We start from the raw sequence: 25,179 nt of genomic DNA, 5'->3' as shown, positions 1-25,179 counted from the left end.
CGGGATCTCTCCGGCCGGCCACCCGTTCTTTCGCGTCAGTTCCCGACGCGCACGAACTGCGCGGCGCTGACCCGGTGGATGCTGGTGTTGCGCACCTCGAGCCGCACCGTGCCGGTCGCTCCGGCGGCGTAGCGGAACGAGCCCAGCGAACGCCAGGCCGCCGCGCCCTGCGTCTGGTCCACGATGACCTCGGAGCTGCCGTCCTCATGCTCCACGACGTAGGCCGACGAGGTCGTGGTCGTCGAGTTCGTGGGGTACCAGACCGAGACCCGGTAGAGACCGGCCTCCGGCAGCTCCACGTTCCACGTCACCGTGCTGCCGACCGAGTCGGAGTCGCTGTACCGCGTGCGCGTGCCGTTCCATCCCGAGAGTCCGCTGGGGTACCAATTGCCGGACTCCAGGTAGCCCGGCCACGGGGACTGGGTGTGCGCGATGACGCCCTCGTCGGTCACGCGCACGAGCACGCCCCGGCGCAGGGTCTGATCGAGCCGCGCCTCGAACCGCGTCGATGATCCGGGCGCGACGCCGGAACCGGCGGTCACCGTCCAGGTGTGGGTGAGGTCGGATCGCGGGGGCACCGTGATGCTCGTGCTCTGCTGCCCCACGCTCCATCCGCTGACCCCGTACAGGGCGAGGGTGCCCTGCAGCGGCGTCACCCCGGTGTTGATGACGAGTGCGGTGAGCTTGGCGACCGCACCGGGCCCGCTGATGATCTCGACATCCGAGGTGAGGGAGACCAGTCGTCGCCGGTCGATCACCTCGATCGCCGCCGCGCGCAGCTTCACGGGGTCCTCCCCCGCGACCGTCAGGGTCGCCGCGACGTCGACCTCGCCGAGCGGTGCCGCGGTCGCGATGACCGCCGCCGATTCGACGCGTGCGGAGCCCTCTGCGGGAACCGTGATGGCCGGCACCGTCCCGTCGAGCTGCCACCCCGTCGGCAGGGTCACCGCGATGGCGCCGGTGATCGGATCCGCCGTGGAGTTGCGCACCTCGAAGGTCAACGGGACGCGGTCCCCGGCCGTGCCCGTCGCCTGCGCGATCACGTCGCCGACGATTCCGGGGTTGGCTCCGCTGATCCGGGCCGGCAGCCGCAGGGTCACCTCTTCGGTCGTCGTCCCGCCGGTGGTGATCGTGTACCGGAACTTGTCGGTGAGGTCGTCGACCGGGATCGTCCACTCGTACGGATAGGCCTTCGCGGGAGCCTGCTTCACCGGCCCGCCGCCGATCCGATACGACAGCGTCGCCTGCTGCTCGGTGTCGATCTGCACGTAGGCGTCGTATCCCTGACCGTCGGGCCGCACCAGAAGCATCCCGCGGGCGACGCCGTAGTCGGTGGCGGGGTCGGTGTCGACCTCGTGGAAGCTGTCGCGTCCGTGGTCGGCCACGTCGTCGAACGGCAGCCCCGGGCGCTGCACGTCCACGTTCCGGATGACGAGGGCGACGAGCCCGCGCGCCGGCACGCTGACGGTGACACGACCGCTGACGGCCGCGCCGGTGGACCGGCTGCCGTTCGCGGTCACCAGCTCGACCGCGCCCGAGAAACTCCGCGGGATGCCCGTGAGCTCGGTCGAGAGGTCGACGATCACCTGCTGCGCCTCACCGGCGGAGTTGGTGAGACTGACGTAGAGAGCATCGTTGCCGACGCCCCCGATCCAGTTGACGAGCGGGTTCGAGACCGAGATCAGCCCCGCGGGGAGATACGGCCAGACGCCGTCCTCGCCGAAGAACGTCCCGGGGGCGTGGCCGTAGGCGAAGAACTTGAAGTAGGCGAAGTCGGCCTCGAACACGTGCGGGAACTCGATCGCGCCGCCGCTGCGGTAGAAGCTCTCACTGAGCAGGTAGTCCATCGCGAGACCGAGCTGGGCGGGGGCGTGATGGAAGTAGTAGCCGGTGATGCCCACCGGGCCGCTCGTCGCGAAGTCGGGCTTCATGTGGGCGACCTGGAACTGTCGGCCGTAGTAGCCGGGGTATGTCGTGAACCGGCCGATCACCATGTTGTGGGCGATGTCGGCCAGCAGCTCGTCGCCGGTGTGATGCGCCAACCGCAGCAGAGCACCGGCCCAGCACGGGTTGAAAACGTAGCCCCCGCCCGGGTCGGTCAGCGTGCTGACGCCGAGCTTGAACGACGAGAGCGCCTCGAACGTGAGGCCAGAGGGAGACACGTACCAGGCCGGGACGGTCTCGGTCGGCACGTTCGTGGTCGGGTACGACGGCAGCGACGAACGCGACTCCCAGTCGTACTGCTGTTTGATCACGTGGCCGGCCGGCACCGTGACCGTGCCCCCGGGTACGGGGCGCACCGCCGTCTGCGTGATGAAGCGCTGGACCTCCCGATACGCACCGTCGAGGAACTCGTCCTCCCCCGTCGCCTCGAACATCTCGAGGAGGTCGACCCAGTACTTCGAGAAGCTGTATGCGAACCCGCCGGGCGGTTGACCGTTGCTCCGGTACGGCTCCAGGATCTGCTCCTGCGAGTAGCGGCGAGCGATCAGGGTCGCCTCGGCCAGGTATGCCGGATCCCCGGTGACCCGATACGTCGCGAGGGCGTTCGAGAACGGCGCCCTGCTCTGCCCGACGACGCCGGCCTTGGTCGCCTTCACCGCGAGCCGCTGGATGCCGGCGTTGCGGCCGTGCGTCAGCTGGTAGAGGGAGGCCAGATTCACAGCATCCGTGGGGATCCTGCCGATGCGGTACTGCGTGGTGTCGTTGTAGACCGGGCTGCCGATGACCGGAGAGTGACCGATCCCCTTCCGGGAGAGCTGGTACTCGACGAGCGGTCGGGCGCGACGGTCGTAGAGCGTGCCGTCGGCCGTGCCGGTGAGATAGTGCGCCGCGAGCACGACGCCGCTGGCCGCGGCGCGCACGGCATCCTCGTTCTCCACGTCGACGAACCCCTTGGCGCGGTTCCACCATCCGGAGTACGAGGGGATGTAGTCGACGGAGTCGTCACCGTCGGGCTCCACCGCGATCAGCGCCGCCATCGCGTGCACGGCGTCGGTGAGCGACCGATCGTAGACGTTGCGACGGTAGGCCGTCAGGCCGTACTCGTTGCGGCACAGCTGCGCGTACGTGCCGTACAGCGTGTCCGGGCGGGCCCCGAGACCGAAGGCGAAGCCGCGCTGCTCGCCGACGGCCATGGCCGTGCGCAGGCCCGGCTGCGGTGCGTACATGCTGGGCACGATGTCGAGGCTGTCGTTGCGCAGACTCATCCCGTAGGGCTGCCGGTCGGCCATCAGCTGCCGCTCGTGCACGAACTCGGCGACCTCGGCGGGCAGGTACACCCCCGAGGTGACGGCCACGTCACCCACCGCGTACTGGGTCAACGCCATCGGTGCGAAGAGCTCCCAGGCACCCAGGGGCGCGGATCCGTCGAGCACCGAGAGGGCATGCTGGTACGACCCGCACAGCACCTCGTCGAGATCGTCGAGCGACTTCGCGTCCTGGCTCTGGTAGCCCACGATGTAGTCGCCGGCGGTCTTGGCGGTCAGCACGTAGTGCGCCTCCGGGTGTGCTCCCTCCAGGCGCCAGCGCACGACGAGATCGACGTCGTCGGTGCTGGTGGTCAGCTCGATGGCCTGCGAGCCGAGAACCTGGTACGACGTGAAACCGAGCCAGCTCGGCGCCAGGGGTCCGTAGAGCTCGGGCGCGCTGCCCGACGGCAGCGTCCCCTCCAGCACGAGCCACTGCTCGTCGAAGCGGTGCGCCGGATCTGTGACCTGCAGCCATCCGCCGTTGTGCGCGACCTCGAGGTCGCGCACGATCGTGGCCCCGCCGTCCCACGTGGCCTGCAAGAAGGTCATCCGGTGGTTCTGCCCGACCAGCTGCGCGACCTGAGTGAAGGCCAGATTCGGCTTGTCGAGGCGCCGGAGGGCATCGGCGTAGGCGCCGGTCGTCGTCGTGAGCTCCGTCGCCGCCGCGGGGGCCGCTCCGAACGACGAGCCGAGCACCGGGGGAAGCACCCCCGCGATCACGAGCGCTCGCAGCACGGAGCGTCGGCTCCACAGCAGAGGATTGTCTTCGGCTCCATCGCCAGGCATTGAATCCATGATGCACATACTGCAATCCGTATGCGATCATGTCAATGCGTCAGCTTCACGGGCCGCGGCGCCGCCTCGTCGCGCCGCGCCGGTAACGTCGAGCAGGCAGAACCACCCGAAAGGACACGTGCGGTGCCCCAGGATCCTCCCGTCGAGCTGACCGAGTACTCACTGAGCGCGCTGCTGACCCCGCCCACGCCACCCCACGAGCCGGACGACTTCGACGACTTCTGGCGCGCGACCTTCCAGGAGTTCGGCACGGGTCCCGTGGCGTGGGAGCTCACCCGCGAGCTCGCTCCCACCCAGACGCATCGGATCTCGGAAATCCGCTTCCGCTCCTCGGCCGACGAGGCCGCCGCGGCATACGTCATGCTGCCGCACACCCTCGGGAATGCGCCTCGCGGGCTGGTCGTCGGACACGGCTACGGCGGCCGCACCGCGCCCGACCTCGACCGGGTGCCCGGCGACACCGCCGCGATCTTCCCGGTCGCGCCCGGCACGCACGTCGGTACTCCGAGCCGCTTCCCCGCCCTCCCGGACGAGCACGTCCTCGCCGGGATCGGCCACCGCGACACATACTCGCACCGCTTCAGCGCGGCCGACATCTGGCGCGCGGCCACCGTCCTGCTCGAGATGGTGCCCGCGGTGGCGGGCGCCCTCGACTTCAGCGGCGGGAGCTTCGGCGGCGGCATCGGCGCGCTCGCACTCCCCTGGGATGCACGCTTCCGCCGCGCCGTGCTGGACGTGCCGAGCTTCGGCGACCACGAGGTGCGGCTCACGCGCCGGTGCACGGGAAGCGGGGAGGCCGTGCGTCAGCATCTGCAGCGGCACCCCGAGGTGCGGCCGGTGCTCGACTACTTCGACGCAGCGATCGCGGCACGGAGGCTCCGGACTCCCGTGCACGTGACCGCGGCGGTGCAGGATCCGGCCGTCGATCCCCGAGGCCAGTTCGCCGTCTATCACGCGCTGACCGGGCCGTGTCGCCTGAGCGTCCGCGCCGCGGGGCACCTTCCCGGCGAGATCGGCGAGCTGTCGGACCGGCTCGCCGTGCAAGCCGGCATCGACTTCCTCGCCCTCCCCGACGAGCGGCTGGCGTGACCGCGCCCGGGGCCTCCCAGACAACACATAGCGATCTCCATAGAAATCACATAGGAGATTCCGCAGAATAGGGACATGACCAGCGACCTGCCCGAACTGCGCCGCCCCGACGGCACCCCCCTGCGCATCCTCGCCGTCGACGACGAGCAGATGCTGACCGACCTGCTCGCGATGGCCCTGCGCATGGAGGGCTGGGAGGTGCGCACGGCATCCTCCGGTCTGGAGGCGCTCCAGGTCGCGCGCGATTTCGAACCCGACGCGCTCGTGCTCGACATCATGATGCCCGACCTCGACGGCATGTCCGTGTTGAAGCGGCTGCGCGAGTCGGGGAACCTCGTTCCGGTGCTGTTCCTGACCGCCAAGGATGCCGTGGGCGACCGCGTCGCCGGCCTCACCGCGGGCGGCGACGACTACGTCACCAAGCCGTTCAGTCTGGAGGAGGTCATCGCACGGCTGCGCGCGATCATCCGCCGCACCGGCCACGCGACCACCGACGACGGACAGTCGATCCTGCGCGTCGCCGACCTCACGCTCAATGAGGACAGCCACGAGGTCGTGCGCGACGGCACCGAGATCGAGCTCACCGCGACCGAGTTCGAGTTGCTCCGCTACCTCATGCGCAACGAACGGCGCGTGCTGTCGAAGGCGCAGATCCTCGACCGGGTCTGGAGCTACGACTTCGGCGGCAAGTCCTCGGTGGTCGAGCTGTACATCTCGTACCTGCGCAAGAAGATCGACGCCGGCCGCACGCCGCTGCTGCACACCGTCCGCGGTGTGGGCTACATGATCAAGGCTCCGCAGTGAGCTCAGCGACGATGATGAGGCGGCCGATGAGCCTGCAGACACGGCTGATGACCGCCGTGATCGGGTTCGTGTCGCTGATCCTCATCATCGTCGCCGTCATCACCAGCGCCACGCTGGGCAAGACCATGGAGGACCAGCTCGACCAGAAGCTGAGCGGCTACGCGCACCAGTTGGCGGATCGGACCGGTGCCTTCGCACCATCTTCTGCCACGGCGCAGAACGTCCTCTCCGGCCCCACGGCGTCACCGCCGGCCGGACTCGTGTTCGTGGTCTCGAGCCCTGTCACCGGCTTCAGCGGGGTGGTCGCGAAGAACTCGTCGGGAGAGGAACTCACCGGATCCCTGGAGCCACTCAGCAGCACGCAGCTGGCGGAGATCGCACTGTCCCTGAAGGGCACGTCGGTCGCCACCGTGTCCCTCACCGACCTCGGCTCCTACCGGATCATGGCGATGCCCGCGACCAACGGCGTCGTCGTGATCACCGGGCTCCCCCGCGACGAGATCCAGAGCCAGCTCACGCAGCTGCTCACCGTGATCGCCCTCGCCACGATCGGCGGGCTGATCCTGCTGGCTCTGACCACCGCGATCACCATCCGGGTGAGCCTGCGCCCGCTGCGGGCCGTCGCGGTCACCGCGACCAGGGTCGCGAACCAGCAGCTCGATCGCGGTGAGGTGACCATCACCGAGCGTGTGCCGGCATCCGAAGCCGATCCGCGCACCGAAACCGGTCTCGTCGGCGCGTCGCTGAACAAGCTGCTCGATCACGTGAACGCCTCGCTCGCCTCGCGGCAGAAGAACGAGGAGCGGATGCGCCGGTTCGTCGCCGACGCGAGTCACGAGCTGCGCACGCCGCTCGCCTCCATCCGCGGCTACTCGGAGCTGTCGCTGCGCGCACTGCATCGGCATCCGGCCGCGGAACAGGGGCCCGAGGTCATCGAGAGCACGACCTCGTCGCTCGAACGCATCCAGGCGCAGTCCCTGCGGATGACCCGCCTCGTCGAGGACCTGCTGCTGCTCGCACGGCTCGACGAAGGGCAGGAGCTGGTCTACGGCACGGTCGACCTCACCCAGCTGGCACTCGAAGGACTCTCGGATGCCCGCCCGACGGCGGCCGACCACCACTGGAGCATCGAGGTGCCGGACGAGCCGGTGACGGTCGTCGGCGATGCCGGGCGGATGCACCAGGTCGTCGCGAACCTCCTCGCGAACGCCCGCACACACACGCCGGCCGGCACCACGATCACCCTGAGCGTCGCGAGGGAGGGCGATGATGCCGTGCTGCGCGTACACGACGACGGCCCCGGCATCGACCCCGCCATCCGCGACGAGCTCTTCGCGCGCTTCGCCCGCGGCGACAGCTCCCGGGCCCGCCAGACCGGGGGAACCGGGCTGGGCCTCGCGATCGTCAAGGCCATCGTCGAGGGCCACCACGGCGTCATCTCGGTGGCCAGCGAGCCCGGCGACACCACCTTCACGGTACGCATCCCGGTCACCCCCGCGACCGCGACCGCCGGAGATGTCGCGCCCGAGGCGTGAGCCGGATCCCCTCCGCTCGCGTACCCCGCGGCGTCCTGCGATCCCCGCGCTCCTGGCCGCGCACATGTCGGGAGGATGCACGGATGTCGGGGTGCACCACGGCGATCCGTCCGACATGCGTGCATTCTCCCGACGGATGCCCACCCGAGTGAACGCGACGACGTCAGCTGCGGGCACGCAGGCGGGTGATGGCGGCGAGCACGGCGGCCTCGACCGTAGGCCAGGCGTGGACGATCTGCGCGTACTCGAACCTCAGCGTCTCGTAGCCGAGAGCCGACGCCGCGGCGTCCCTCACGAGATCACGGTGGCGATGCGCGGGGCCATCATGGTTGCCTTTCCCGTCGGCCTCGAGGATCAGGCGCCCATCGAGCACGAAATCCACTCGCCCGACGGTCGGGATGGTCACCTGGCAGTCCAAGCTGATGCCGTGCAGGTGCAGACGCAACCGCAGGAGCGATTCGAGACCGCTGTCGGCATCCGATCGCGCGAGGTCCACGAGCCAGTGCGCGCGGGCCGGTAGTCGACGGCGAATCCGGCGCAGTGCCGCACCGCTGATCTTCTGCTGCACCAGTGCGGACTCCAGAGCGGCGAAGAACGCCTCGTCTCCGGCACAGCGGTAGACGTGGATCAGCACTTCCTCCAACGGGGCGAGTCCGACACCGGCGTGACCCGCGTCATAGTGCGCGACGCACTCACACTTCTCGTGATGCACGCGGCCCTTCGCGCCGAGCCAGACGTGAACGGGGCCGCCGGGGTCGAGTGCCCAGACGCCGTGCAGGCGCAACGCGTGGGCGCAGGTGAGGGCCCCGCCGTGCGCCGCTGCCTCGACGAGGCTCGTATCCGCATTCGGGCCGGCGAACACGCCCGCTCTCACGCGGATCAAGGTGTCGGCGCGAACAGCATCCGCCCGCATCCGACGGGTGATTCCGTACTTCTCGAGCAGTGTTCCCCGCACGACACCGCCGTGCCGGTCGGTCGCGGATTGAGCGCTGAGCATCCACCGATCCTGATGCTCCGAACGGACTGAGCGAGCTGGATGCCGCCGTTGTGGGGCGATCCGAGGCGAATCCGGGATGTGCAGAAGGGGATGCGCCGCACACTCGTCGGGAGGATGCGCAGATGTCGGGGCATCTCGCGGCGATTCGTCCGACATCCGTGCGCACTCCCGACAGGTGTACCGGGACGGGACGGATGGGAGGTACGGGCGGGGAGGGACGGGTGGGGTGGGACGGGACGGATCAGTAGCCGGCGAAGGCGTCGGTCGTGAGGGCGCGAGCCTTCTGCAGCGCGGGAGCGAGGTCGGCGATCAGGCGCGGAGGCCCGGAGATGAACGCATGGCGGGCGGCGAGATCGGGCACCGTGCGCTCGAGGGTCTCGGCATCCAGTCGCGCGCCCTGCGCCCAGGACCAGTGCGCGGGCAGGTCGAGCGGCTCGTCGCGGGTGAACACGACCGTGCGCACAGCCGTCGCGGCGAGCTCATCGCGGAAGGCGAGCTCGGACGCCTCGGATGCCACGTACACGAGCACCACGTCGCGCTGCTGCCCCGCGGCCTGCAACTGACGCAGCTGGGACACGAACGGCGTGACGCCGATCCCGGCCGCGACCATCAGCACCGGATGATCGCCGCGCGGCAGGATGAAATCGCCCCAGGTTCCGGTGACCGCGAACGTCGCGCCCGGCTCGGCGGCGGCCAGGGCCCGCTTGTAGCTCGACGGATGCTTCTGGTCGCCGTTCTTGTACGCGATGCGCAGGGTCGGCAGGTCGGCCGGCGCCGACACGATGCTGAACTCCCGCCGGGTGCCGCGCGCGTCAGGGCGGTGATGCGGGACGTCGAGCTCGAGGTACTGCCCCGGGAGGAATCGGACCCGACCCTTGGCCCGGAAGGTCAGCTCCTGCGCGGTCGGGGTGATGAAGTCCCGTCGCTCGAGCACGAGTCGCACCGACCCCCGCAGCGCGAACGCGAAAGCCACCAGGTTTCCGATCAGGAGAGCCCGCTCCTGGCCGAGCGTGAACAGTCCGGCCACCGAGATCGGCCACCCCGCGAGGAGACCCACCACGACGGCCACCGCGAACTGCTGGCGACGACGCGGCGGAAGCGTGAGCGGCTCGGAGAGCATGAACGCCCCGAGGAAGAGGAACGGCGACTGCAGCACCGCGAACTGCAGCGCGGTGAGAACGTCGAAGTCGATGTCGAACTGCGCGGCCTGCACGGCCTGGCGCACGACCGAGGTGGCGACGGCGACGAGCACGAAGATCAGGACCACCCGTACCTTCTCGGTGCGCCACAGCACGGCGAGGCCGAGGACGAGCACGGGGATCGTCAGCACGGGCGTCCCGACCCACCAGGACGATGAGGTGCCCAGCCACTCGAACGCCCCGAAGGCGCCGAGGATCGAGACGACCGCCGCACCGAATGCCGCCGGGTTGAAGATGTGTCGACCGCGCCACGCGATGAGGTACTTCGACACGCTCGCCACGGCACCGGCGAGAGCGAGTCCGAGGAGGGCGCCGAGCTCGAGACCGGGGCGGAGCACGAACAGCAGGATCAGCGCCGTGACGAGGGAGGATTCGATGCGCCACGGCAGCCGCAGGATGCGCTGGGCCGCGGCGTCGACGGCCGAGATCACGATCGCGAGCACCAGGAACGACGCCACCATCTCGAGGGGCGTGGGCGAGACGATCACGCCGAACAGCGAGAGCACGAACGCGATCACGGCGAGGGCGATCAGCGCGAACAGCACGAGGCGGTACATCGAGAGCGAGCCCAGAACCGCGAGGACCCGCTGACGTGCGGCGGCGAATGAGGTGATCACGTTCTCCACTCTTCCCTAATTCGTTGCTGCGGGGCGCGTCTTCGCCTCGGTGAGGAACAGTTCCGCGGGGCATCCCGGCGAGCGCTGCACCCGGCCGTCGGTGCTCATCCGCACCCATTCCACGCCCCACGCGGCGGCGAGCTCCGGTCCGCCGTCGAAGAACAGCGCGGTCGAAACCGCATCCGCCGTCATCGCGTCTGAGGCGAGCGCCCAGGTCGCCGCCCAGGTGCGCACCGGAAGCCCCGTGCGGGCGTCGAGCACGTGGTGCAGTCCGCTCCCCCACGCCCGCCGGTTCACCGCAGAGGCGCACAGTGCCCGGTCGCGCACCTCGACGACCCCGATCGCCTTCGTGGCGTCGTACGGATGCTCGAGCCCGATGCGCACGGCCGCACCGCGCACCCGGATGTCGCCGCCCGCATCGACCACCACGTCTCCGCGCACGTCCGCGAGCGCGCTCACCACGAGGTCGACCAGTCGCCCCTTGCCGAGCGCGCCGACGTCGAGGAGCGCCGGGACGGATGCCGTGACCTCGGCGGTCGTCCACGACACCTGCTCCTGCCAGGCGTCCGGAGCGCGCACCGGATCGCCGCCGACGAGCGAATAGCCCGCGTCGTACCCGAGGGCTTCGAGACTGACCGCGACGAGCGGGTTGACGGCGCCGCCCGTCGCCGCCGAGAGCTCGCGGTACGCGTCGAACATCGGAGCGGCGTCCGGTGAGGCGAAGGAGCCGCCCTCGCGTCCGAGCCGCGTCACCGCGGAGTCGCCACGGAACCGGGACCACTCCCGGTCGAAGCGCTCGATCTCGGCGTCGACCGCTGCGCGCACGGAATCCGCGAGCGGATCGGTCGTCTCGATCTCCCAGTGCGTTCCGATCGCCTCGAAGCGCCAGCTCGCCATGCGGCCTCAGGCGCCTAGGCGGCGGCCTGCTCCTTGATCGACTCGACGGCGTCGTTGAACCCGCCGCTGGTGAGCGACGAGCCGGCGACCCGACTGACGTTCAGCTCGTCGATCGACTTGCCCTCGACCTCGTCGGCGATGCCGTCGATGAACTGGCCCTGGTACTGCTCGGTCTCGGGCGCCTGCGGGTCGCCCGTGACCTCGACATCGGTCACCACGCCGTCGGCGAGGGTCAGCGTGACGGAGATCTGCTCGACCGTCTCGGGGGTCTGGTACGAGCCGTCGGCCGTGTAGGTGCCGTCTTCGTAGGTGGCGGTGGAGTCGCCACCCGACGACTCCGACGAACCGGCATCCGGCGTGCTGCCGGCGTCGTTCGATGAATCATCCGCGTCGGTGGCGCCGGAGCACCCGGCGAGGACGAACAGGCCCGCGATCCCGAGGATGGCGGATCCCTTGCGGACAGAGGTCGGTACGGTCGTGCGGATCATGCTGGTCCTCCCGGCGCGGTGTCGGTCGACGGGATCGTCGACCTTTCGACCGTAAGCACCGTGTCTATGCGCGGGCTGTGCCGTGACGATGCGTTACGCGTCGCCGCCGAACATGCTCGTCACGGAGCCGTCTTCGAAGACCTCGTGGATGGCACGGGCGAGCAGCGGCGCGATCGGGAGGATCGTGAGGCTGTCCCACCGACGCGACTCCGTGAGCGGGATCGTATCGGTGATGACGACCTCGTCGATCGACGAGTCCTGCAGGCGATCGGATGCCGGGTCGCTGAAGATCGCGTGGGTCGCCGCGACGATCACACGGTGCGCTCCGGCCGCCTTGAGAGCCTGGGCGGCCTTGACGATCGTGCCACCGGTGTCGATCATGTCGTCGACGAGGAGGCAGGTGCGCCCCTCGACGGTTCCGACGATCTCGTGCACCGAGACCTGGTTGGCCACCTTCGGGTCACGGCGCTTGTGGATGATCGCGAGCGGAGCACCGAGGCTGTCGGACCAGGTGTCTGCGACGCGGACACGCCCCATGTCGGGCGAGACGACGGTGAGGATCTCGCGGTCGGCCGGCGAGAGCGTGCGCTCGAAGTAGTCCAGCAGCACGGGCTTGGCGAAGAGGTGGTCGACGGGTCCGTCGAAGAAGCCCTGGATCTGCGCGGCGTGCAGGTCAACGCTCATGACACGGTCGGCGCCGGCGGTCTTCAGCAGGTCGGCGACGAGACGGGCGCTGATCGGCTCGCGACCGCGACCCTTCTTGTCCTGACGCGAATACGGATAGTACGGCGCGACGACGGTGATGCGCTTGGCGGATGCGCGCTTGGCGGCATCGATCATGATGAGCGTCTCCATGAGCCACTCGTTGACCGGCTCGCCGAACGTCTGGATCAGGAAGAGATCGACGCCGCGGATCGAGACCTCGAAGCGGGCGTAGATCTCACCGGACGCGAACGTGCGGTGCTCGACCGGGGCGATCTCCGTGCCGAGCGCTTCGGCGACCGCTGCCGTGAGCGCGGGGTGCGAACGCCCGCCGGCGACGACGAGTCGCTTCTTCGTCTTGGCGATGATGCCGGGAGCCACGCCGTTGTCGCGATCCAGATCGACCGTCTTCTTCTTGCGCGCCATGCTCCGCCTATTCCGCCGAATTCTCGCGGGACGCAGCATCCGCCGCGCCCGTGCCTGCTCTGTTCTTCGCGACCCAGCCTTCGATGTTGCGCTGGGGTGCGACGGTCATGGCCAGTGCGCCGGCCGGGACATCCTTGCGGACGACCGCGCCGGCGCCGGTCTTCGCGCCAGCTCCCAGCCTAACGGGCGCGACGAGCACCGTGTGCGAGCCGGTGTGAACCTCGTCGCCGATCTCGGTGCGGTGCTTGTTGACGTCGTCGTAGTTCGCCGTGATGGTGCTCGCGCCGAGGTTGACACCGCGGCCGATCGTGGCGTCGCCCACGTAGGACAGGTGCGGGACCTTGCTGCCCTCGCCGATCTCGGCGTTCTTCGTCTCGACGTACGCGCCGATCTTGCCCTTGGCGCCGAGGACGGTGCCGGCGCGGAGGAACGAGAACGGCCCGACCGTGGCCTCGGCCCCGATCACGGCGAGCGTGGCATCCGTACGACGGACGGTCGCGTCTTCGCCGACCTCGCAGTCGACGAGGGTCGTGTCGGGTCCGATCACGGCGCCTGCGGCGATGACCGTCGCGCCCAGGATGTGGGTGTTCGGGAGGAGGGTGACGTCGGGCGAGAGCTGCGCATCGTCGTCGATCCAGGTGGTGGTCGGGTCGATGACGGTGACGCCCTCGAGCTGCCAGCGGCGCACGATGCGCTGGTTGAGCAGGCGACCGACCTCGGCCAGCTGCGCGCGGTCGTTCACCCCGAACGTCACCGCGATGTCGGAGACCACGGATGCCGCCACCCGGTCGCCGTCGCGACGGAGCAGCCCGGGGACGTCGGTCAGGTACATCTCGCCCTGCGCGTTGTCGACGCCGACCCGCGGCAGGTACGTGCGCAGGGTCTCGGCGCGGAACACGTACATCCCGGCGTTGATCTCGCGGACGGCGGCCTCTTCTGCGCTCGCGTCCTTCTGCTCGACGATGCGGTCGACGCCGCCGTCGGCATCACGGACGACGCGTCCGTACCCCGTCGGGTCGTCGACCAGTGCCGTCATCAGCGTCGCGGGCGCACCCGATGCGCGGTGCTCCGCCACGAACGCGGAGAGGGTCTCGGCGTCGGCGAGCGGGCAGTCTCCGGAGAGCACGAGCACGTCGCCGTCGAAGTCCTCGGGGAGCGCGTCGACCGCCACCTGCACGGCTCGGCCGGTTCCCGGCACGTCATCCTGGTCGATGAACACCGCGTCGGGGTAGTCCTTCGTGAGGGCGGCGACCACCTGGTCGCGCTCGTGTCGCACGACCACCTCGATGTGCGCGGCCTGCAGCCGCCCGGCCGTGGTGAGCACGTGCCCCACCAGCGGGCGCCCGCCGATCGGGTGCAGCACCTTGGGCAGACGCGACTTCATGCGCGTGCCCTGACCTGCAGCGAGGACGATGATGGCGAGATTGTTCCCAGTCATGCTCCGCCGCCAGGACTCGAACCTAGACCTAACAGCTCCAAAGGCTGTCGTGCTGCCATTACACCACGGCGGACCGCGCCGCCCACGAGGGCGCCGCGGATCAAGTCTGCCATGCCCCGGCCTGTGTTCCGATGTGCACGGACGTCGGTCCTCCCGCCCCGTCATGATCCGGAAACACCACTCTGGAATGCTGACCCCATGAGCATCGTGATCGAAAGGGTCGAGTCGGCGACCCCCGCCCTCGCGGAATTCCTGGTCGCGCACCACGCGGAGTTGGAGCACACCGCGCCGGCGGAGAGCCGTCACGCACTGGTCTTCGAGCGCCTGCTCGCCCCCGGCGTGCGGCTGTTCGCGGGCTCCGTCGACGGTCGTCCGGTCGCCACCGGTGCGCTGGTCACGGTCGAGGACGACCATGAGGAGCTCAAGTCGATGCGCACCGATCCGGCGCTGCGCGGCCGCGGGCTCGGGAAGTCGATGCTGACCTTCCTCCTCGCCGATGCGCAGTCGCGCGGCATCCGCCGTCTCTCGCTCGAGACCGGCAGCGACGACTTCTTCATCCCGGCGCGCGCGATGTACGCGGCGGCCGGCTTCCGGGAATCCGGCCCGTTCGGTCGGTACCTCCCCGACCCGTACAGCTTCTTCATGACCCTCGAGCTGCCCGTGGCGTCCGTCGCGCACGAGCCGCACACGCGATAATGGGCGGATGAGCGAGGCGGATGAGGTCGACCGGATCGTCGGCGCGTGGAACACGCAGCGACCCGACCTCGATTTCTCACCCCTCGAGGTGCTCTCCCGGATGGACCGCCTCTCGCGCCACCTGGACCGCGCCCGCCGTGACGTGTTCCGCCGTAGCGACCTGGAGCACTGGGAGTGGGATGTGCTGTCGGCGCTGCGCCGTGCGGGCACGCCGTTCCAGCTCTCGCCCAAGCAGCTGCTGCAGCAGACCCTGGTGTCGAGCGGCACCATGACCAACCGCATCGACCGGCTCGTCGGCCGCCGTTTCGTGCGCCGCGAGGCCGACCCCGGCGACGGACGCAGCGTGCTCGTGACGCTCACCGACGACGGGCGCATCCGTGTGGACGCCGCCATCACCCGTCTCGTCGACGTCGAGGCCGATCTGCTGCAGGCGCTCTCGCGCTCGGACCGGGATCGCCTCGCCGGGCTGCTGCGCAAGCTGAGCCTCAGCTTCGACACGTGAGCATCGACGCCTGAGCATCGACGCCTGAGCATCGACACGTGAGAATCGACGCCTGACGTCGCGCTTCAGTCTGCGGCGTCGAGAAGCAGCCTGCGGTTCTTCTCCGGGACGCCGGCGGGGAGGCCGGCGACGATCTCGGCGACCGTGACACCGGCCAGCGACTCGCGCCACGCCTCGTGCGCCCGACGCATGACCGCCGCGAGCGCGCAGGGCCGCGTGCAGTCCTCGGGACGTGCCGCCCCGCGCCCCTGCTGCCGCAGCTCTCGGCAGACGTACGGGTCGGCGGCGCCGTCGACGGCGGTGACGAGGTCGAGGATGCTGATCCGCTCGGGCTCCCTGGCAAGACGGAACCCGCCGCGCGGACCGGTGCTGCCGGTGAGGATGCCGGAGCGCACGAGCTTCGCGAGCTGCTTCGACAGGTACGGGCCGGGAACGCCGAAGTGCTCGGCCAGCTGCGCGCCGGAGACGGTCGACCCCGCGGGGAGCTGCGCGATCACGGCGACCGTGTGCAGCACCCACTCGGATGTCTCCGGAAGTTTCACTTGCCCAGTGTATCCGCATCAGCCTATTGTGGACACATAATATCCATGATTAAGGAGCGGACATGCGCATCGCGGTGGCAGGTGGAACGGGTCGGATCGGACGGCTGGTCGTGGCGGAGCTGACGAGGGAGGGCCATGAGGCCGTCTCGCTGAGCCGCAGCGAGGGGATCGACCTGCTCACGGGCGTCGGCCTGCGCCAGCGGCTGGAGGGCGTGGATGCCGTGATCGACGCGACCAATCCCCCGGTCGCCGACATCGCGGAGGCCGAGCACGCCTTCGCCACGATCACCCGCAACCTTCTCACCGCCGAGGCCGAGGCAGGCGTCGGTCACCACGTCGCCCTGTCGATCGCCGCGCTCGACGCCGTCGCCGGAAATCCGCACTACTACGGCAAGCGTGCCCAGGAGCGCGAGGTCACCGCGGGCGCGGTGCCGTTCACGATCGTGCGAGCGACACAGTTCCACGACTTCCCGGCGATGATCGCCGAGTGGACCGTCGTCGACGGCGAGGCGATCGTGCCGCCGCTGCTGCTGCAGCCGATCGCCCCGGCCGACGTCGCCGCCGCGCTTGTCGCGACCGCCGCGACGGCACCGCTCTCGGCATCCTTCGACATCGCGGGACCCCGCACGGAGGACGCGGTCGACATGGCCCGACGCACCCTCGCCGCGCGCGGCCAGGATCTTCCGCTGCGGGCCGCGTGGCGGGATGCCGCTCTGGGCGTCGAGTTCGCCGGCGAGGTGCTCCTCCCCGCGCCCGACGCCCGCGTGGCGCCGACATCGTTCGATGACTGGCTCGCCGCGGGAGTCGACTGACCGACGGAGGCGGCGTCGCGGGTCGCTTAGGGTGGGAGCATCCCGTTCGCGACCCGCGACACTGTTCTCCGGAGGCCGATCGATGGGCATGCCCTCTCCCCTCCCGGTGCGCGACGGCGTCGGGGCGACCCGGCTGCACGTGCCACTCAGCGGCTCCTGGCCCACCGTCGCCGCGTACATGGTCGAGCGCTTCTTCCACCTCGATCCCGAGCGCCTGCTGGAACGGTTCGACCGCGGCGACATCGTCCGCGCCGACGGCTCGCCCGTCCCCCGCGACGCCCCGCTCGGCAGCGTCGAGTTCGTCTGGTACTACCGCGAGCCCGCCGTCGAGACCCGGATGCCGTTCGAGATCGAGATCCTGCACCATGACGACCACCTCGTGGTCGTCGACAAGCCGCATTTCCTGCCCACCACGCCCGGCGGGAAGTTCCTGCAGAACTCCGCGCTGGTGCGACTGCGCAACCTGCTCGACAACGCCGACCTCGCGCCGATCCATCGCCTGGATCGCGCCACGGCCGGGCTGCTGATGTTCTCGACGCGGCCCGCGACCCGCGGCGCCTACCAGCTGCTGTTCGAGAAGCGGCAGGTGCAGAAGGTCTACGAGGCGGTCTCCGCGCTTCCCGAGGACCGGCCTCTCCCCGCGTTCCCCCTCGTGTACCGCAACAACATCGAGAAGCTCCGCGGCCAGGTGCGCGTACAGGTCGACGACGCCAAGGAGCCGAACTCCGAGACGGCCGTGGAGTTGATCCGCACCGACGACCGCGTGGTGCACACGCTGCTGCGCCCGCACAGCGGCAAGATGCACCAGCTGCGGGTGCATCTCGCCGCCCTCGGCATCGGCATCCTCAACGACCGCTTCTACCCCGAGCTGCAGGACGACCTGCCGGACGACTACGACCGCCCGCTGCAGCTGCTGGCGCGCGAGCTGCGCTTGGTCGACCCGATCAGCGGGAAGGACCGGGTGTTCACCACCCGGCGCACCTTGCAGGAAGCGCCCGTCGAGGAAGCGCCCGTCAGCGACGCATGACCTTGCGGGCCAGGCGCGTGCCGAGCATCTGCACGAAGTGCACGAACACGACGATCAGGACGATCGCCGCCCACATCACGAGCGGCTCGAACTGCCGGAAGCCGTAGATCTGCGCGAAGGCACCGAGTCCGCCACCGCCGACGAGTCCCGCCATGGCCGTCATGTCGATCAGCGCCACGAGGATGAACGTGTAGCCGAGGATGAGCGGACCGAGCGACTCCGGGATGGCCACGGTGAAGAGGATGCGCCAGGGGCCCGCACCCATCGCCCGCGCCGCCTCGATGACTCCGGGAGAGACCGAGACGAGGTGCTGCTCCACGATGCGCCCGATCGCGAACGCTGCGGCGAGACCGATGATGAAGGCCCCGGCAGTCGTCCCGATCCCCACGCCCACGACCGCGCGCGCAAGCGGCTGGGCGACCACGAGGAAGATGATGAACGGGATCGGACGGAAGAAGTTCACCACGAGGTTCACGATCACCGAGATCACCCGGTTCTGCGCGAGTCCGCCGGGGCGCGTGACGTACAGGATGATGCCGATCGCGAGCCCGAGGATGCCGCCGAGCACGAGTGCGAACGACGTCATGTAGAGGGTCTCGAGCGCGGCCGCCCAGAACTCGGGCCACAGTTCGTTCAGACGATCCATCAGCGGGCCTCCTCTGCGGCGATCTCGGTCACTTCGACGCGTTCGGCGATGCGGGCCAGGGCACCGTCGATCGCCGCCGCGTCGCCGCGGATCGCGAGCGTCAGATGCCCGAAGGCCCGCCCGCGGATGTCGTTGATGCCGCCGAACACGAGCTCGAAGTCGAGGCCCGCCCCGGCGAGGTCGAGGAACACCTGCGCCTGCGACGAGTCGCCGTCACGGAACGAGAACGTCACCAGGCGTCCGCGATGGCGCTCGCGCAGGACGGCGAGCTCGGACGGCGACGGCACGCCCTTCACGACCGTGCCGACGAAGCGCTGGGATGCCGGGTTCTGCGGGGCGGAGAAGACGTCGAACACGTCGCCGTGCTCGATCACGCGGCCGTTCTCCATGACCGCGACCTTGGTGGCGATGGTCTGGATGACATCCATCTCGTGCGTGATGATCACGATCGTGACGCCCTGCTCCTGATTGACCCGCTTGAGCAGATCGAGCACCTCGTGCGTGGTCTGCGGGTCGAGGGCGCTGGTGGCCTCGTCGGCGAGCAGGATCGCCGGACCCGTCGCCAGTGCGCGGGCGATGCCGACACGCTGCTTCTGGCCGCCCGAGAGCTGTTCCGGGTAGGCCTTGGCCTTGTCGGCGAGACCGACGAAGGAGAGCAGCTCCGCGACCCGCTTCTCGATGTCGTCCTTGGACCAGCCCGCGAGCTTGAGCGGATAGGCGACGTTGGCCTTGACGCTCCGCGAGGAGAACAGGTTGAACTGCTGGAAGATCATGCCGATGCCGCCGCGGACCCGGCGCAGCTCGCTCTCCTTGAGCGCGGTGATGTCGACGCCGTCCACCGTGATGGTGCCGCTCGTCGCCGGCTCGAGGGCGTTGATCAGCCGCACGAGCGTGGATTTGCCGGCGCCCGAGTATCCGATGATGCCGAAGACGTCGCCCTTCTCGATCTCGAGGGTGACGTCGTCGACCGCGACGACCTCGGACCCGTCACGGGTGCGGGACGGGTAGGTCTTGGAGACGTTCGTCAGGGTGACGATCGGCATGTGCTGCTCCGGTCTGCTTCGGGAACGAAGAATCGGGTGACGCTTTTCGCGCCACCCGATTCTCCCTCATCGGACGAAGGTGGGATTCCCCCGACGTCCTACTTCTTCGACTCCGCGTCCTTCTGGACCTTCTCGAGCGAGGCGACGAGATCCTCGACCGGCGTCTGCAGAGCCACGGCGGTGTCGCCCGACGACTTCAGCAGGCCCTTCTGGACGTCCTCGTTCGTCTGGAAGATCTCGACCAGCTTGAGGTAGGTCTCGTTGTCGGCATCCTCGGCGCGCGCGGCGAAGATGTTCACGTACGGGAGGGCACTGGCGTCCTCGGGGTCGTCCTGGGCGATCGCGTCCTCGAACGTGAGACCGGCATCCTGCACGAAGTCGTTGTTGATGATCGCTGCGGCGACGTCGGGCAGCGACGTCGGGATGATCGCGGCCTCCAGCGCCTTGACCTTGACATCGGACTTCTCGGTGTCCACGTCGGCGAGGTCGGAGTACGGGGTGCCGCCGCTCTTCAGCTCGACGAGTCCGGCCTGCTGCAGCACGTTCAGCGCGCGGGCCTGGTTGGAGGCGTCATCCGGCACGGCGACGGTCTCGCCCTTCGGGATGTCCTTCACATCGTCGTACTTGGTCGAGTACAGGCCGAGCGGGTAGATCGCGGTCGACCCGATCGGGGTCAGATCCTCGCCGGAGGCGTTGTTGTACTCGGCGAGGTACACGATGTGCTGGAACTGGTTGAGGTCGATCTCGCCCTCGGTGAGCGCCGGGTTGGGCTGCTCGTAGGAACCGAAGTCGACCACCTCGACCGTGATGCCCTCGTCGGCCGCGGCCTCGACGAACGCCGGCCACTGCTCGTCGGCCTTGCCGACGACGCCGATCTTCACGACCTCGTTCTCGGTCGATCCCTCGCTGCCGGAGCCGGATTCGGACGAAGCCGTCGCGCATCCTGCGAGCGCGACGAAGAGCGGGACCGCGGCGAGCGCGGCGATGACGGAAGTGGTGCGGCGTGACATGGAAGGGGTTCCTCTCTTGGGGGACTCGAATACGTTAGGCAGGCACCCGCGAACCTGCGGAATCGAGTCGTCACACGGCGTCACAGCCCGGGAAGGTGCGCAGGTCAGTCGTATTCCTCGATGCCCTGCAGACGCACCTGCTCGAGGTCGAGGCGGGCCGAGATGCGGCGCACGACGATGTCGTCGACCGTGCCGGCGCCGCGCAAACCGAGGAGCACCTCGCGCTTGCGATCGATGAGCGCGAGCTTCAGACGCGTGTGCTCCTCGTGCCGGATCAGCGGCGAGCGCTGCGCGAGGTCGACGTCGGCCGAAGTCGCGATCATCTGCAGCACCGTTCCGTCCGTGGCATCGGGCACCGTGACCCGATCCACTCCCCCGGTCGGTGCCGGATCCTCTGCGGCAGCATCCGCGGTGCCGGCGCTCAACGGATCCGGTTCGTCGAGCATCTCGTCGAGCGCCTCGGCCTCGGCATCCACCAGGGCCTGCTCGCGCGCCAGCGTCCGCGCGTTCGCGAACTCCAGCATCGCGTAGCCCTCGGTGCGCACACGGTCGCGGACCTCCTGACCGATGCCGTGCTCGGCGGCGAGGTCGTCGAGAGCCGCGAGGGCTGCGCCGGAGATCGCCCGCTCGGCGAGCTCGTACTCCTCGTCCTCGACGTGATCGACGGGGAACCGCGCCCAGCGCACGAGTGCGGGGAGCATCGGACCCTGCACGAGCAGGCTCAGCAGGATCACCCCCGCCGTGACGAACACGATCTCATCGCGTCCGGAGACTGCACCGCCCTCGGCGATGCTGGCGGGGACCGACAGCGCGATCGCGAGCGAGACCGCTCCGCGCATGCCGGCCATGGTGGACACGACCCGAGCCCGCGAGCGTGCTCCCCGCGCCGGACGTCCGCCGCTCTGGCGCTGGAACAGCACGTTCAGCACCTGGAACACGTAGCGCACGACCAGGAGAGTCGCCCACACGGCGAGCGTGATGAGCACGAGGCGGCCGATCGCGGCCGCCGAGATCTCGTGCGCGACGTACTGCACCTCGAGCCCGATCAGCACGAACAGGGCGCCGTTGAGCAGGAAGACACCGAACGGCCACGCCGCATCGGCCTGTCGGCGAGAAGATGCCGTGGTGACCCGCGGCGACACGTAGGCGACGATGAGCCCCGCGACGACGACCGCGAGCACTCCGGAGGCGTGGATCATCTCGGCCGCGAGAAATGCCGTGAACGGGATCAGCAGCAGCGTGACGTTGATCACGATCGTCGAAGAGGTGCGCCGCAGCAGGAGGTAGCCCAGGCCGGCGATGGCGACCCCGGCGGCGACCCCGCCGACGTACGAGATGAGCACGTCGAGCGTGACGGAGAGCGGAGTGATCTGACCGCCGAGCGCGAGCGACACCGCGATCGCGTACAGCACGAGGGCCGTGCCGTCGTTCGTGAGGCTCTCGGCCTTCAGCTTCATGAACATGCGACGCGGCAGCAGCCGCCCGAGCGCCGCGACAGCCGTGGCATCCGGCGGGGCGACCGCGGCGCCGAGGATGAGCGCGATCTCCCACGGCATCCCGAACAGCACACCGATGCCGGCGACCGCGAAGGCCGACGCGACCACGAGGACCGTGCTCATCGGCAGGATGTACCGGAAGTCGCGGCGGATCGAGCGCAGCGACGTCGTGAGGCTCTCCCAGAACAGCATCACCGGGAGGAACAGCAGCAGCACCGCCTCCGGCGGCAGCTGCACCTCGCGCAGCTGCGGCACGAAGCCGAGCAGCAGTCCGAAGATGACCAGGACGAGCGGGAGCGCGAGACGCACGCGCGGGGCGATCAGGGTTCCGACGAGAATCGTGAGTCCGAGCAGGACGGTTACTTCGAGGCCTTCCATCTCTACCTCCCAACAGCGTTGGAAGAAGGATATTCCTCGCTCAGCCGATCTCCTCGGTGAGTTCGAACCAGCGCAGCTCCAACTCCTCGATCTCGGCCTGCTGGTCGCTGATCTTCTTCATACGATCACCGAGGCCCGCGTAGTCCGCCTGGTCGTGATCGGCGAGCGCGGTCTTGGCGGCGTTGACCTGCTGCGTCAGCTTCTGGATGCGCCGCTCGAGCGACGCGATCTCCTTCTGCGCGGTGCGCAGAGCCGCGCCGTCGAGCCCGGACGGGGTCGTCGTCGCGGTCGCCGCCGCGGTCGCGGTCTGCTTCGAGCCCGTCGATGCCTGCAGGTGGCGCAGTCGCAGGTACTCGTCGACGCCCCCGGGGAGGTGTCGCAGGTGCCCGTCAAGGATCGCGTACTGCTGGTCGGTGACGCGCTCCAGGAAGTACCGGTCGTGGCTGACGACCAGGAGCGTGCCGGACCAGGAGTCGAGGAGGTCTTCGATCGCGGCGAGCATGTCGGTGTCGAGGTCGTTCGTGGGCTCGTCGAGGATCAGCACGTTCGGCTGGTCGAGCAGCACGAGCAGCAGCTGCAGACGACGCTGCTGCCCACCGGAGAGATCCTTCACCGGGGTGGAGAGCTGGGCGGAGTCGAACCCGAGGCGCTCGAGCAGCTGCCCGGGCGTGAGGTCCTGTGCCTTGGAACCCGCACCCATCGTGTACGAGGTGCGCAGGCCCGAGATGATCACGCGCACCGGGTCCTTCCAGTGCTGGGTGAGCTCGTCGAGCCGCTGCGTGAGGGTCTGCACCTTCACGGTCGTGCCGCGCTTGACCCGGCCGACCGTGGGTTGCACCGTGCCGGAGATGAGTCCGAGGAGGGTGGACTTGCCGGCGCCGTTCACCCCGAGGATGCCGGTGCGCTCCCCCGGCGCGATGCGCCACTCGATGTCGCGGAGCACGACCTTCTCGCCGCCGTCGGCCGTCGGGTAGGTCACTCCGACGTCGAGCAGGTCGACCACGTCCTTGCCGAGGCGCGAGACGGCGAGTGACTGCAGCGACACCTTGTCGCGGATCTCGGGCACGTCGGCGATGAGCTCGTTGGCCGCGTCGATGCGGAACTTCGGCTTCGCCGTGCGGGCCGGAGCGCCGCGGCGGAGCCACGCGAGCTCCTTCTTGGCGAGGTTCTGGCGCTTCGCCTCGGTCGCCGCCGCCATCCGGTCGCGCTCGACGCGCTGGAGGATGTACGCCGCGTAGCCGCCCTCGAAGGGCTCGACGATGCGGTCGTGCACCTCCCAGGTCTCGGTGCAGATCTCGTCGAGGAACCACCGGTCGTGGGTCACGACCATGAGGGCGCCCGAGTTCGGCGACCAGCGCTTCTTGAGATGCGCGGCGAGCCAGGTGATCGCCTCGACGTCGAGGTGGTTGGTGGGCTCGTCGAGGGCGATGACGTCCCAGTCGCCGGTGAGCAGTTTGGCGAGGGACACGCGGCGCCGCTGGCCACCGCTGAGGGAGCCGATCTCGGCATCCCACGGCAGGTCGGTGAGCAGACCCTCGATCACGTCGCGGATGCGGGCGTCGCCCGCCCACTCGTACTCCGGGGTGTCGCCGACGACGGCCGCGCTGATCGTGAGGTCGTCCGGCAGGTTGTCGGCCTGGTCGAGCACGCCGATACGCGTGCCGCCGCGCACGGTGACGCGGCCGGAGTTCGGCTCCTTGATGCCGGCGAGCATGCCGAGGAGGCTGGACTTTCCGTCGCCGTTGCGGCCGACGATGCCGATGCGGTCACCCTCTTCGATGCCGAGGGTCACGGAGTCGAAGACGACCCTGGTCGGATATTCGAGATGCAGGGCTTCAGCCCCGAGAAGATGTGCCATGTTCCTTCAAGGGTAGTCGCGCGCGCGGTGGGTGCCGTCGTCCGACCTAAAATCGACGGGTGCCAAGTAAACGCCGGGTGTTCTCGCTCATGCTCGACGATCGCAAGGCGAAGCTGGTGCAATCGAGAAGGCGACCCGGTCGCTACGAGCTCAGCGTCGATGGGATCCCGCAGTCCGTCGTCTCGATGACGGACCCCACCGAACTCGAATACGCCTATACCCAGCACATCGCCCGGGCCATGGATGCCGCGGCCGAGCCCGGTGCACCGCTGTTCACCGTGCACCTGGGAGCCGGGGCGCTCACGCTGGCACGCTACGTCGAGGCCACGCGCACCGGATCACCGCAGCTGGTGGTCGAGTTCGAGGCCGCTCTCTATGAAGCCGTGATCGCTGCTCTGCCCCTGCCCCCCGGCGCGGATGTGCGCGTCATCTTCGGTGATGCACGAGCGGTCGCCGACGCGGAGATCTCGGACGATTGGGCGGATGCGCGCTTCACCGTCGTCGACCTCTGGGATGCCGCCGTCATCCGACATCACGTGGCGAGTCAGGAGTTCTACCGCCGGGTCGCCGCACGCTCCGCCGCAGACGGGGTGGTGGCAGTGAACCTGCTCGACGGGCATCCGTTCGAGTATTCGCGGCGACAGGCGGCCACGTTGCGCTCGGTCTTTGCTCACGTCGCCGTCGTGCTCGACGCGGAGCCGAACGACGACGAAGGACCGCTCGGCAATGTCGTCGTCTTCGCGAGCGACGAACCGCTGGCAGTGGTGACGAGCCCGGGTCTTCTCGGCGCGCCGCGACCGCACATGCTGCACGACGATGAGCTGACGTCGTGGATCGCCGACGCGCGCATCATGACCGACGCCGACGGCACGGACTCCCCCGACCCCGACGACCCGATCTGGGACTAGCGCTCGCAGCGACGAGCGGATGC

The 25,179-nt window shown here is 69.4% G+C and carries 21 protein-coding genes and 1 tRNA gene; 8 read left to right on the top strand and 14 right to left on the bottom strand.

Going from position 1 to position 25,179, the window contains the following annotated elements; translation table 11 throughout:
* Positions 1–35: 35 nt before the first annotated feature.
* Entirely contained in the window at positions 36–4,046 is a 4,011-nt protein-coding gene (locus AC6CHX_RS16500) for a golvesin C-terminal-like domain-containing protein (RefSeq protein ID WP_498273698.1), read from the bottom strand.
* Positions 4,047–4,169: 123 nt separating this feature from the next.
* Between AC6CHX_RS16500 and AC6CHX_RS16495 the strand changes: the two genes are divergently transcribed.
* The 3 genes from AC6CHX_RS16495 to AC6CHX_RS16485 all read left to right on the top strand — a co-directional run bounded on the left by AC6CHX_RS16495 (position 4,170) and on the right by AC6CHX_RS16485 (position 7,474).
* Entirely contained in the window at positions 4,170–5,135 is a 966-nt protein-coding gene (locus AC6CHX_RS16495) for an acetylxylan esterase (RefSeq protein ID WP_498273697.1), read from the top strand.
* 75 nt (positions 5,136–5,210) lie between these two features.
* A complete protein-coding gene (locus tag AC6CHX_RS16490) occupies positions 5,211–5,939 on the top strand; it encodes a response regulator transcription factor (protein WP_136041498.1) in 729 nt (242 codons plus the stop codon).
* A 26-nt stretch (positions 5,940–5,965) separates the two neighbouring features.
* On the top strand, positions 5,966–7,474 hold the full coding sequence (locus tag AC6CHX_RS16485; protein WP_498273696.1) for a sensor histidine kinase: 1,509 nt from the start codon (positions 5,966–5,968) through the stop codon (positions 7,472–7,474).
* A gap of 163 nt (positions 7,475–7,637) precedes the next feature.
* Here the strand turns inward: AC6CHX_RS16485 and AC6CHX_RS16480 are convergent, their stop codons facing one another.
* The 7 genes from AC6CHX_RS16480 to AC6CHX_RS16450 all read right to left on the bottom strand — a co-directional run bounded on the left by AC6CHX_RS16480 (position 7,638) and on the right by AC6CHX_RS16450 (position 14,311).
* Positions 7,638–8,471: an endonuclease domain-containing protein gene (locus tag AC6CHX_RS16480; protein ID WP_498273695.1), complete on the bottom strand. Its 834-nt coding sequence runs from the start codon at positions 8,469–8,471 to the stop codon at positions 7,638–7,640.
* Positions 8,472–8,712: 241 nt separating this feature from the next.
* Complete coding sequence (locus AC6CHX_RS16475; protein ID WP_498273694.1) at positions 8,713–10,287, bottom strand: FAD-dependent oxidoreductase; 1,575 nt, start codon at positions 10,285–10,287, stop codon at positions 8,713–8,715.
* Positions 10,288–10,302: 15 nt separating this feature from the next.
* Positions 10,303–11,184 carry an FAD:protein FMN transferase gene (locus AC6CHX_RS16470; RefSeq protein WP_498273693.1) on the bottom strand — a complete coding sequence of 294 codons (882 nt, stop codon included), beginning with the start codon at positions 11,182–11,184 and terminating at the stop codon, positions 10,303–10,305.
* 14 nt (positions 11,185–11,198) lie between these two features.
* A complete protein-coding gene (locus AC6CHX_RS16465) occupies positions 11,199–11,672 on the bottom strand; it encodes an FMN-binding protein (protein ID WP_136041492.1) in 474 nt (157 codons plus the stop codon).
* 93 nt (positions 11,673–11,765) lie between these two features.
* Entirely contained in the window at positions 11,766–12,800 is a 1,035-nt protein-coding gene (locus AC6CHX_RS16460; RefSeq protein WP_136041490.1) for a ribose-phosphate diphosphokinase, read from the bottom strand.
* Between the two features lie 7 nt (positions 12,801–12,807).
* Positions 12,808–14,238 (bottom strand): bifunctional UDP-N-acetylglucosamine diphosphorylase/glucosamine-1-phosphate N-acetyltransferase GlmU, encoded by a 1,431-nt coding sequence (glmU, locus tag AC6CHX_RS16455; RefSeq protein WP_498273692.1) that lies wholly within the window; start codon positions 14,236–14,238, stop codon positions 12,808–12,810.
* A 1-nt stretch (position 14,239) separates the two neighbouring features.
* Positions 14,240–14,311: transfer RNA gene (locus AC6CHX_RS16450), tRNA-Gln, on the bottom strand.
* 125 nt (positions 14,312–14,436) lie between these two features.
* Between AC6CHX_RS16450 and AC6CHX_RS16445 the strand changes: the two genes are divergently transcribed.
* Positions 14,437–14,934, top strand: a complete 498-nt coding sequence (locus tag AC6CHX_RS16445; RefSeq protein WP_498273691.1) for a GNAT family N-acetyltransferase — start codon at positions 14,437–14,439, stop codon at positions 14,932–14,934.
* 7 nt (positions 14,935–14,941) lie between these two features.
* The gene (locus tag AC6CHX_RS16440) at positions 14,942–15,436 is read left to right on the top strand and encodes a MarR family winged helix-turn-helix transcriptional regulator (RefSeq protein WP_105710911.1); all 495 of its coding nucleotides are present in this window, start codon (positions 14,942–14,944) and stop codon (positions 15,434–15,436) included.
* 65 nt (positions 15,437–15,501) lie between these two features.
* On the opposite strand, the gene AC6CHX_RS16435 is transcribed toward AC6CHX_RS16440, so the two are convergent.
* Complete coding sequence (locus AC6CHX_RS16435; protein ID WP_498273690.1) at positions 15,502–15,978, bottom strand: RrF2 family transcriptional regulator; 477 nt, start codon at positions 15,976–15,978, stop codon at positions 15,502–15,504.
* A 62-nt stretch (positions 15,979–16,040) separates the two neighbouring features.
* On the opposite strand from AC6CHX_RS16435, the gene AC6CHX_RS16430 reads away from it, so the two are divergent.
* Both AC6CHX_RS16430 and AC6CHX_RS16425 read left to right on the top strand, forming a co-directional pair.
* The gene (locus AC6CHX_RS16430) at positions 16,041–16,790 is read left to right on the top strand and encodes an SDR family oxidoreductase (protein WP_498273689.1); all 750 of its coding nucleotides are present in this window, start codon (positions 16,041–16,043) and stop codon (positions 16,788–16,790) included.
* An 88-nt stretch (positions 16,791–16,878) separates the two neighbouring features.
* Positions 16,879–17,817, top strand: coding sequence for a pseudouridine synthase (locus AC6CHX_RS16425; protein WP_498273688.1), 939 nt, complete (start codon positions 16,879–16,881; stop codon positions 17,815–17,817).
* Here the strand turns inward: AC6CHX_RS16425 and AC6CHX_RS16420 are convergent.
* The 5 genes from AC6CHX_RS16420 to AC6CHX_RS16400 all read right to left on the bottom strand — a co-directional run bounded on the left by AC6CHX_RS16420 (position 17,804) and on the right by AC6CHX_RS16400 (position 24,248).
* Entirely contained in the window at positions 17,804–18,463 is a 660-nt protein-coding gene (locus tag AC6CHX_RS16420) for a methionine ABC transporter permease (RefSeq protein WP_136041480.1), read from the bottom strand. The genes AC6CHX_RS16425 and AC6CHX_RS16420 overlap by 14 nt on opposite strands.
* A complete protein-coding gene (locus tag AC6CHX_RS16415) occupies positions 18,463–19,506 on the bottom strand; it encodes a methionine ABC transporter ATP-binding protein (RefSeq protein WP_498273687.1) in 1,044 nt (347 codons plus the stop codon). Before AC6CHX_RS16415 ends, AC6CHX_RS16420 begins: the two co-directional genes overlap by 1 nt.
* A 98-nt stretch (positions 19,507–19,604) precedes the next feature.
* Positions 19,605–20,516, bottom strand: coding sequence for a MetQ/NlpA family ABC transporter substrate-binding protein (locus tag AC6CHX_RS16410; protein ID WP_498273686.1), 912 nt, complete (start codon positions 20,514–20,516; stop codon positions 19,605–19,607).
* 104 nt (positions 20,517–20,620) lie between these two features.
* Complete coding sequence (locus AC6CHX_RS16405; RefSeq protein WP_498273685.1) at positions 20,621–22,390, bottom strand: Na+/H+ antiporter; 1,770 nt, start codon at positions 22,388–22,390, stop codon at positions 20,621–20,623.
* 40 nt (positions 22,391–22,430) lie between these two features.
* The gene (locus AC6CHX_RS16400; protein ID WP_498273684.1) at positions 22,431–24,248 is read right to left on the bottom strand and encodes an ABC-F family ATP-binding cassette domain-containing protein; all 1,818 of its coding nucleotides are present in this window, start codon (positions 24,246–24,248) and stop codon (positions 22,431–22,433) included.
* A 59-nt stretch (positions 24,249–24,307) separates the two neighbouring features.
* On the opposite strand from AC6CHX_RS16400, the gene AC6CHX_RS16395 reads away from it, so the two are divergent.
* Positions 24,308–25,156 carry a spermidine synthase gene (locus AC6CHX_RS16395; protein WP_498273683.1) on the top strand — a complete coding sequence of 283 codons (849 nt, stop codon included), beginning with the start codon at positions 24,308–24,310 and terminating at the stop codon, positions 25,154–25,156.
* Positions 25,157–25,179 lie beyond the last annotated feature (23 nt).

The organism is Microbacterium sp. GQ128 (genome assembly GCF_059758615.1).
Note: the sequence above shows the minus strand (reverse complement) of the source record. Positions and strands in the feature narration are given on the sequence as shown.

Excerpts from the sequence above, each read along its gene's own strand:
- AC6CHX_RS16500 (WP_498273698.1), bottom strand. The coding sequence starts at position 4,046 with ATGGATTCAATGCCTGGCGATGGAGCCGAAGACAATCCTCTGCTGTGG.
- AC6CHX_RS16490 (WP_136041498.1), top strand. The coding sequence starts at position 5,211 with ATGACCAGCGACCTGCCCGAACTGCGCCGCCCCGACGGCACCCCCCTG.
- AC6CHX_RS16485 (WP_498273696.1), top strand. The coding sequence starts at position 5,966 with ATGAGCCTGCAGACACGGCTGATGACCGCCGTGATCGGGTTCGTGTCG.
- AC6CHX_RS16480 (WP_498273695.1), bottom strand. The coding sequence starts at position 8,471 with ATGCTCAGCGCTCAATCCGCGACCGACCGGCACGGCGGTGTCGTGCGG.
- AC6CHX_RS16470 (WP_498273693.1), bottom strand. The coding sequence starts at position 11,184 with ATGGCGAGCTGGCGCTTCGAGGCGATCGGAACGCACTGGGAGATCGAG.
- AC6CHX_RS16465 (WP_136041492.1), bottom strand. The coding sequence starts at position 11,672 with ATGATCCGCACGACCGTACCGACCTCTGTCCGCAAGGGATCCGCCATC.
- AC6CHX_RS16460 (WP_136041490.1), bottom strand. The coding sequence starts at position 12,800 with ATGGCGCGCAAGAAGAAGACGGTCGATCTGGATCGCGACAACGGCGTG.
- glmU (WP_498273692.1), bottom strand. The coding sequence starts at position 14,238 with ATGACTGGGAACAATCTCGCCATCATCGTCCTCGCTGCAGGTCAGGGC.
- AC6CHX_RS16445 (WP_498273691.1), top strand. The coding sequence starts at position 14,437 with ATGAGCATCGTGATCGAAAGGGTCGAGTCGGCGACCCCCGCCCTCGCG.
- AC6CHX_RS16440 (WP_105710911.1), top strand. The coding sequence starts at position 14,942 with ATGAGCGAGGCGGATGAGGTCGACCGGATCGTCGGCGCGTGGAACACG.
- AC6CHX_RS16430 (WP_498273689.1), top strand. The coding sequence starts at position 16,041 with ATGCGCATCGCGGTGGCAGGTGGAACGGGTCGGATCGGACGGCTGGTC.
- AC6CHX_RS16425 (WP_498273688.1), top strand. The coding sequence starts at position 16,879 with ATGCCCTCTCCCCTCCCGGTGCGCGACGGCGTCGGGGCGACCCGGCTG.
- AC6CHX_RS16420 (WP_136041480.1), bottom strand. The coding sequence starts at position 18,463 with ATGGATCGTCTGAACGAACTGTGGCCCGAGTTCTGGGCGGCCGCGCTC.
- AC6CHX_RS16415 (WP_498273687.1), bottom strand. The coding sequence starts at position 19,506 with ATGCCGATCGTCACCCTGACGAACGTCTCCAAGACCTACCCGTCCCGC.
- AC6CHX_RS16410 (WP_498273686.1), bottom strand. The coding sequence starts at position 20,516 with ATGTCACGCCGCACCACTTCCGTCATCGCCGCGCTCGCCGCGGTCCCG.
- AC6CHX_RS16405 (WP_498273685.1), bottom strand. The coding sequence starts at position 22,390 with ATGGAAGGCCTCGAAGTAACCGTCCTGCTCGGACTCACGATTCTCGTC.
- AC6CHX_RS16400 (WP_498273684.1), bottom strand. The coding sequence starts at position 24,248 with ATGGCACATCTTCTCGGGGCTGAAGCCCTGCATCTCGAATATCCGACC.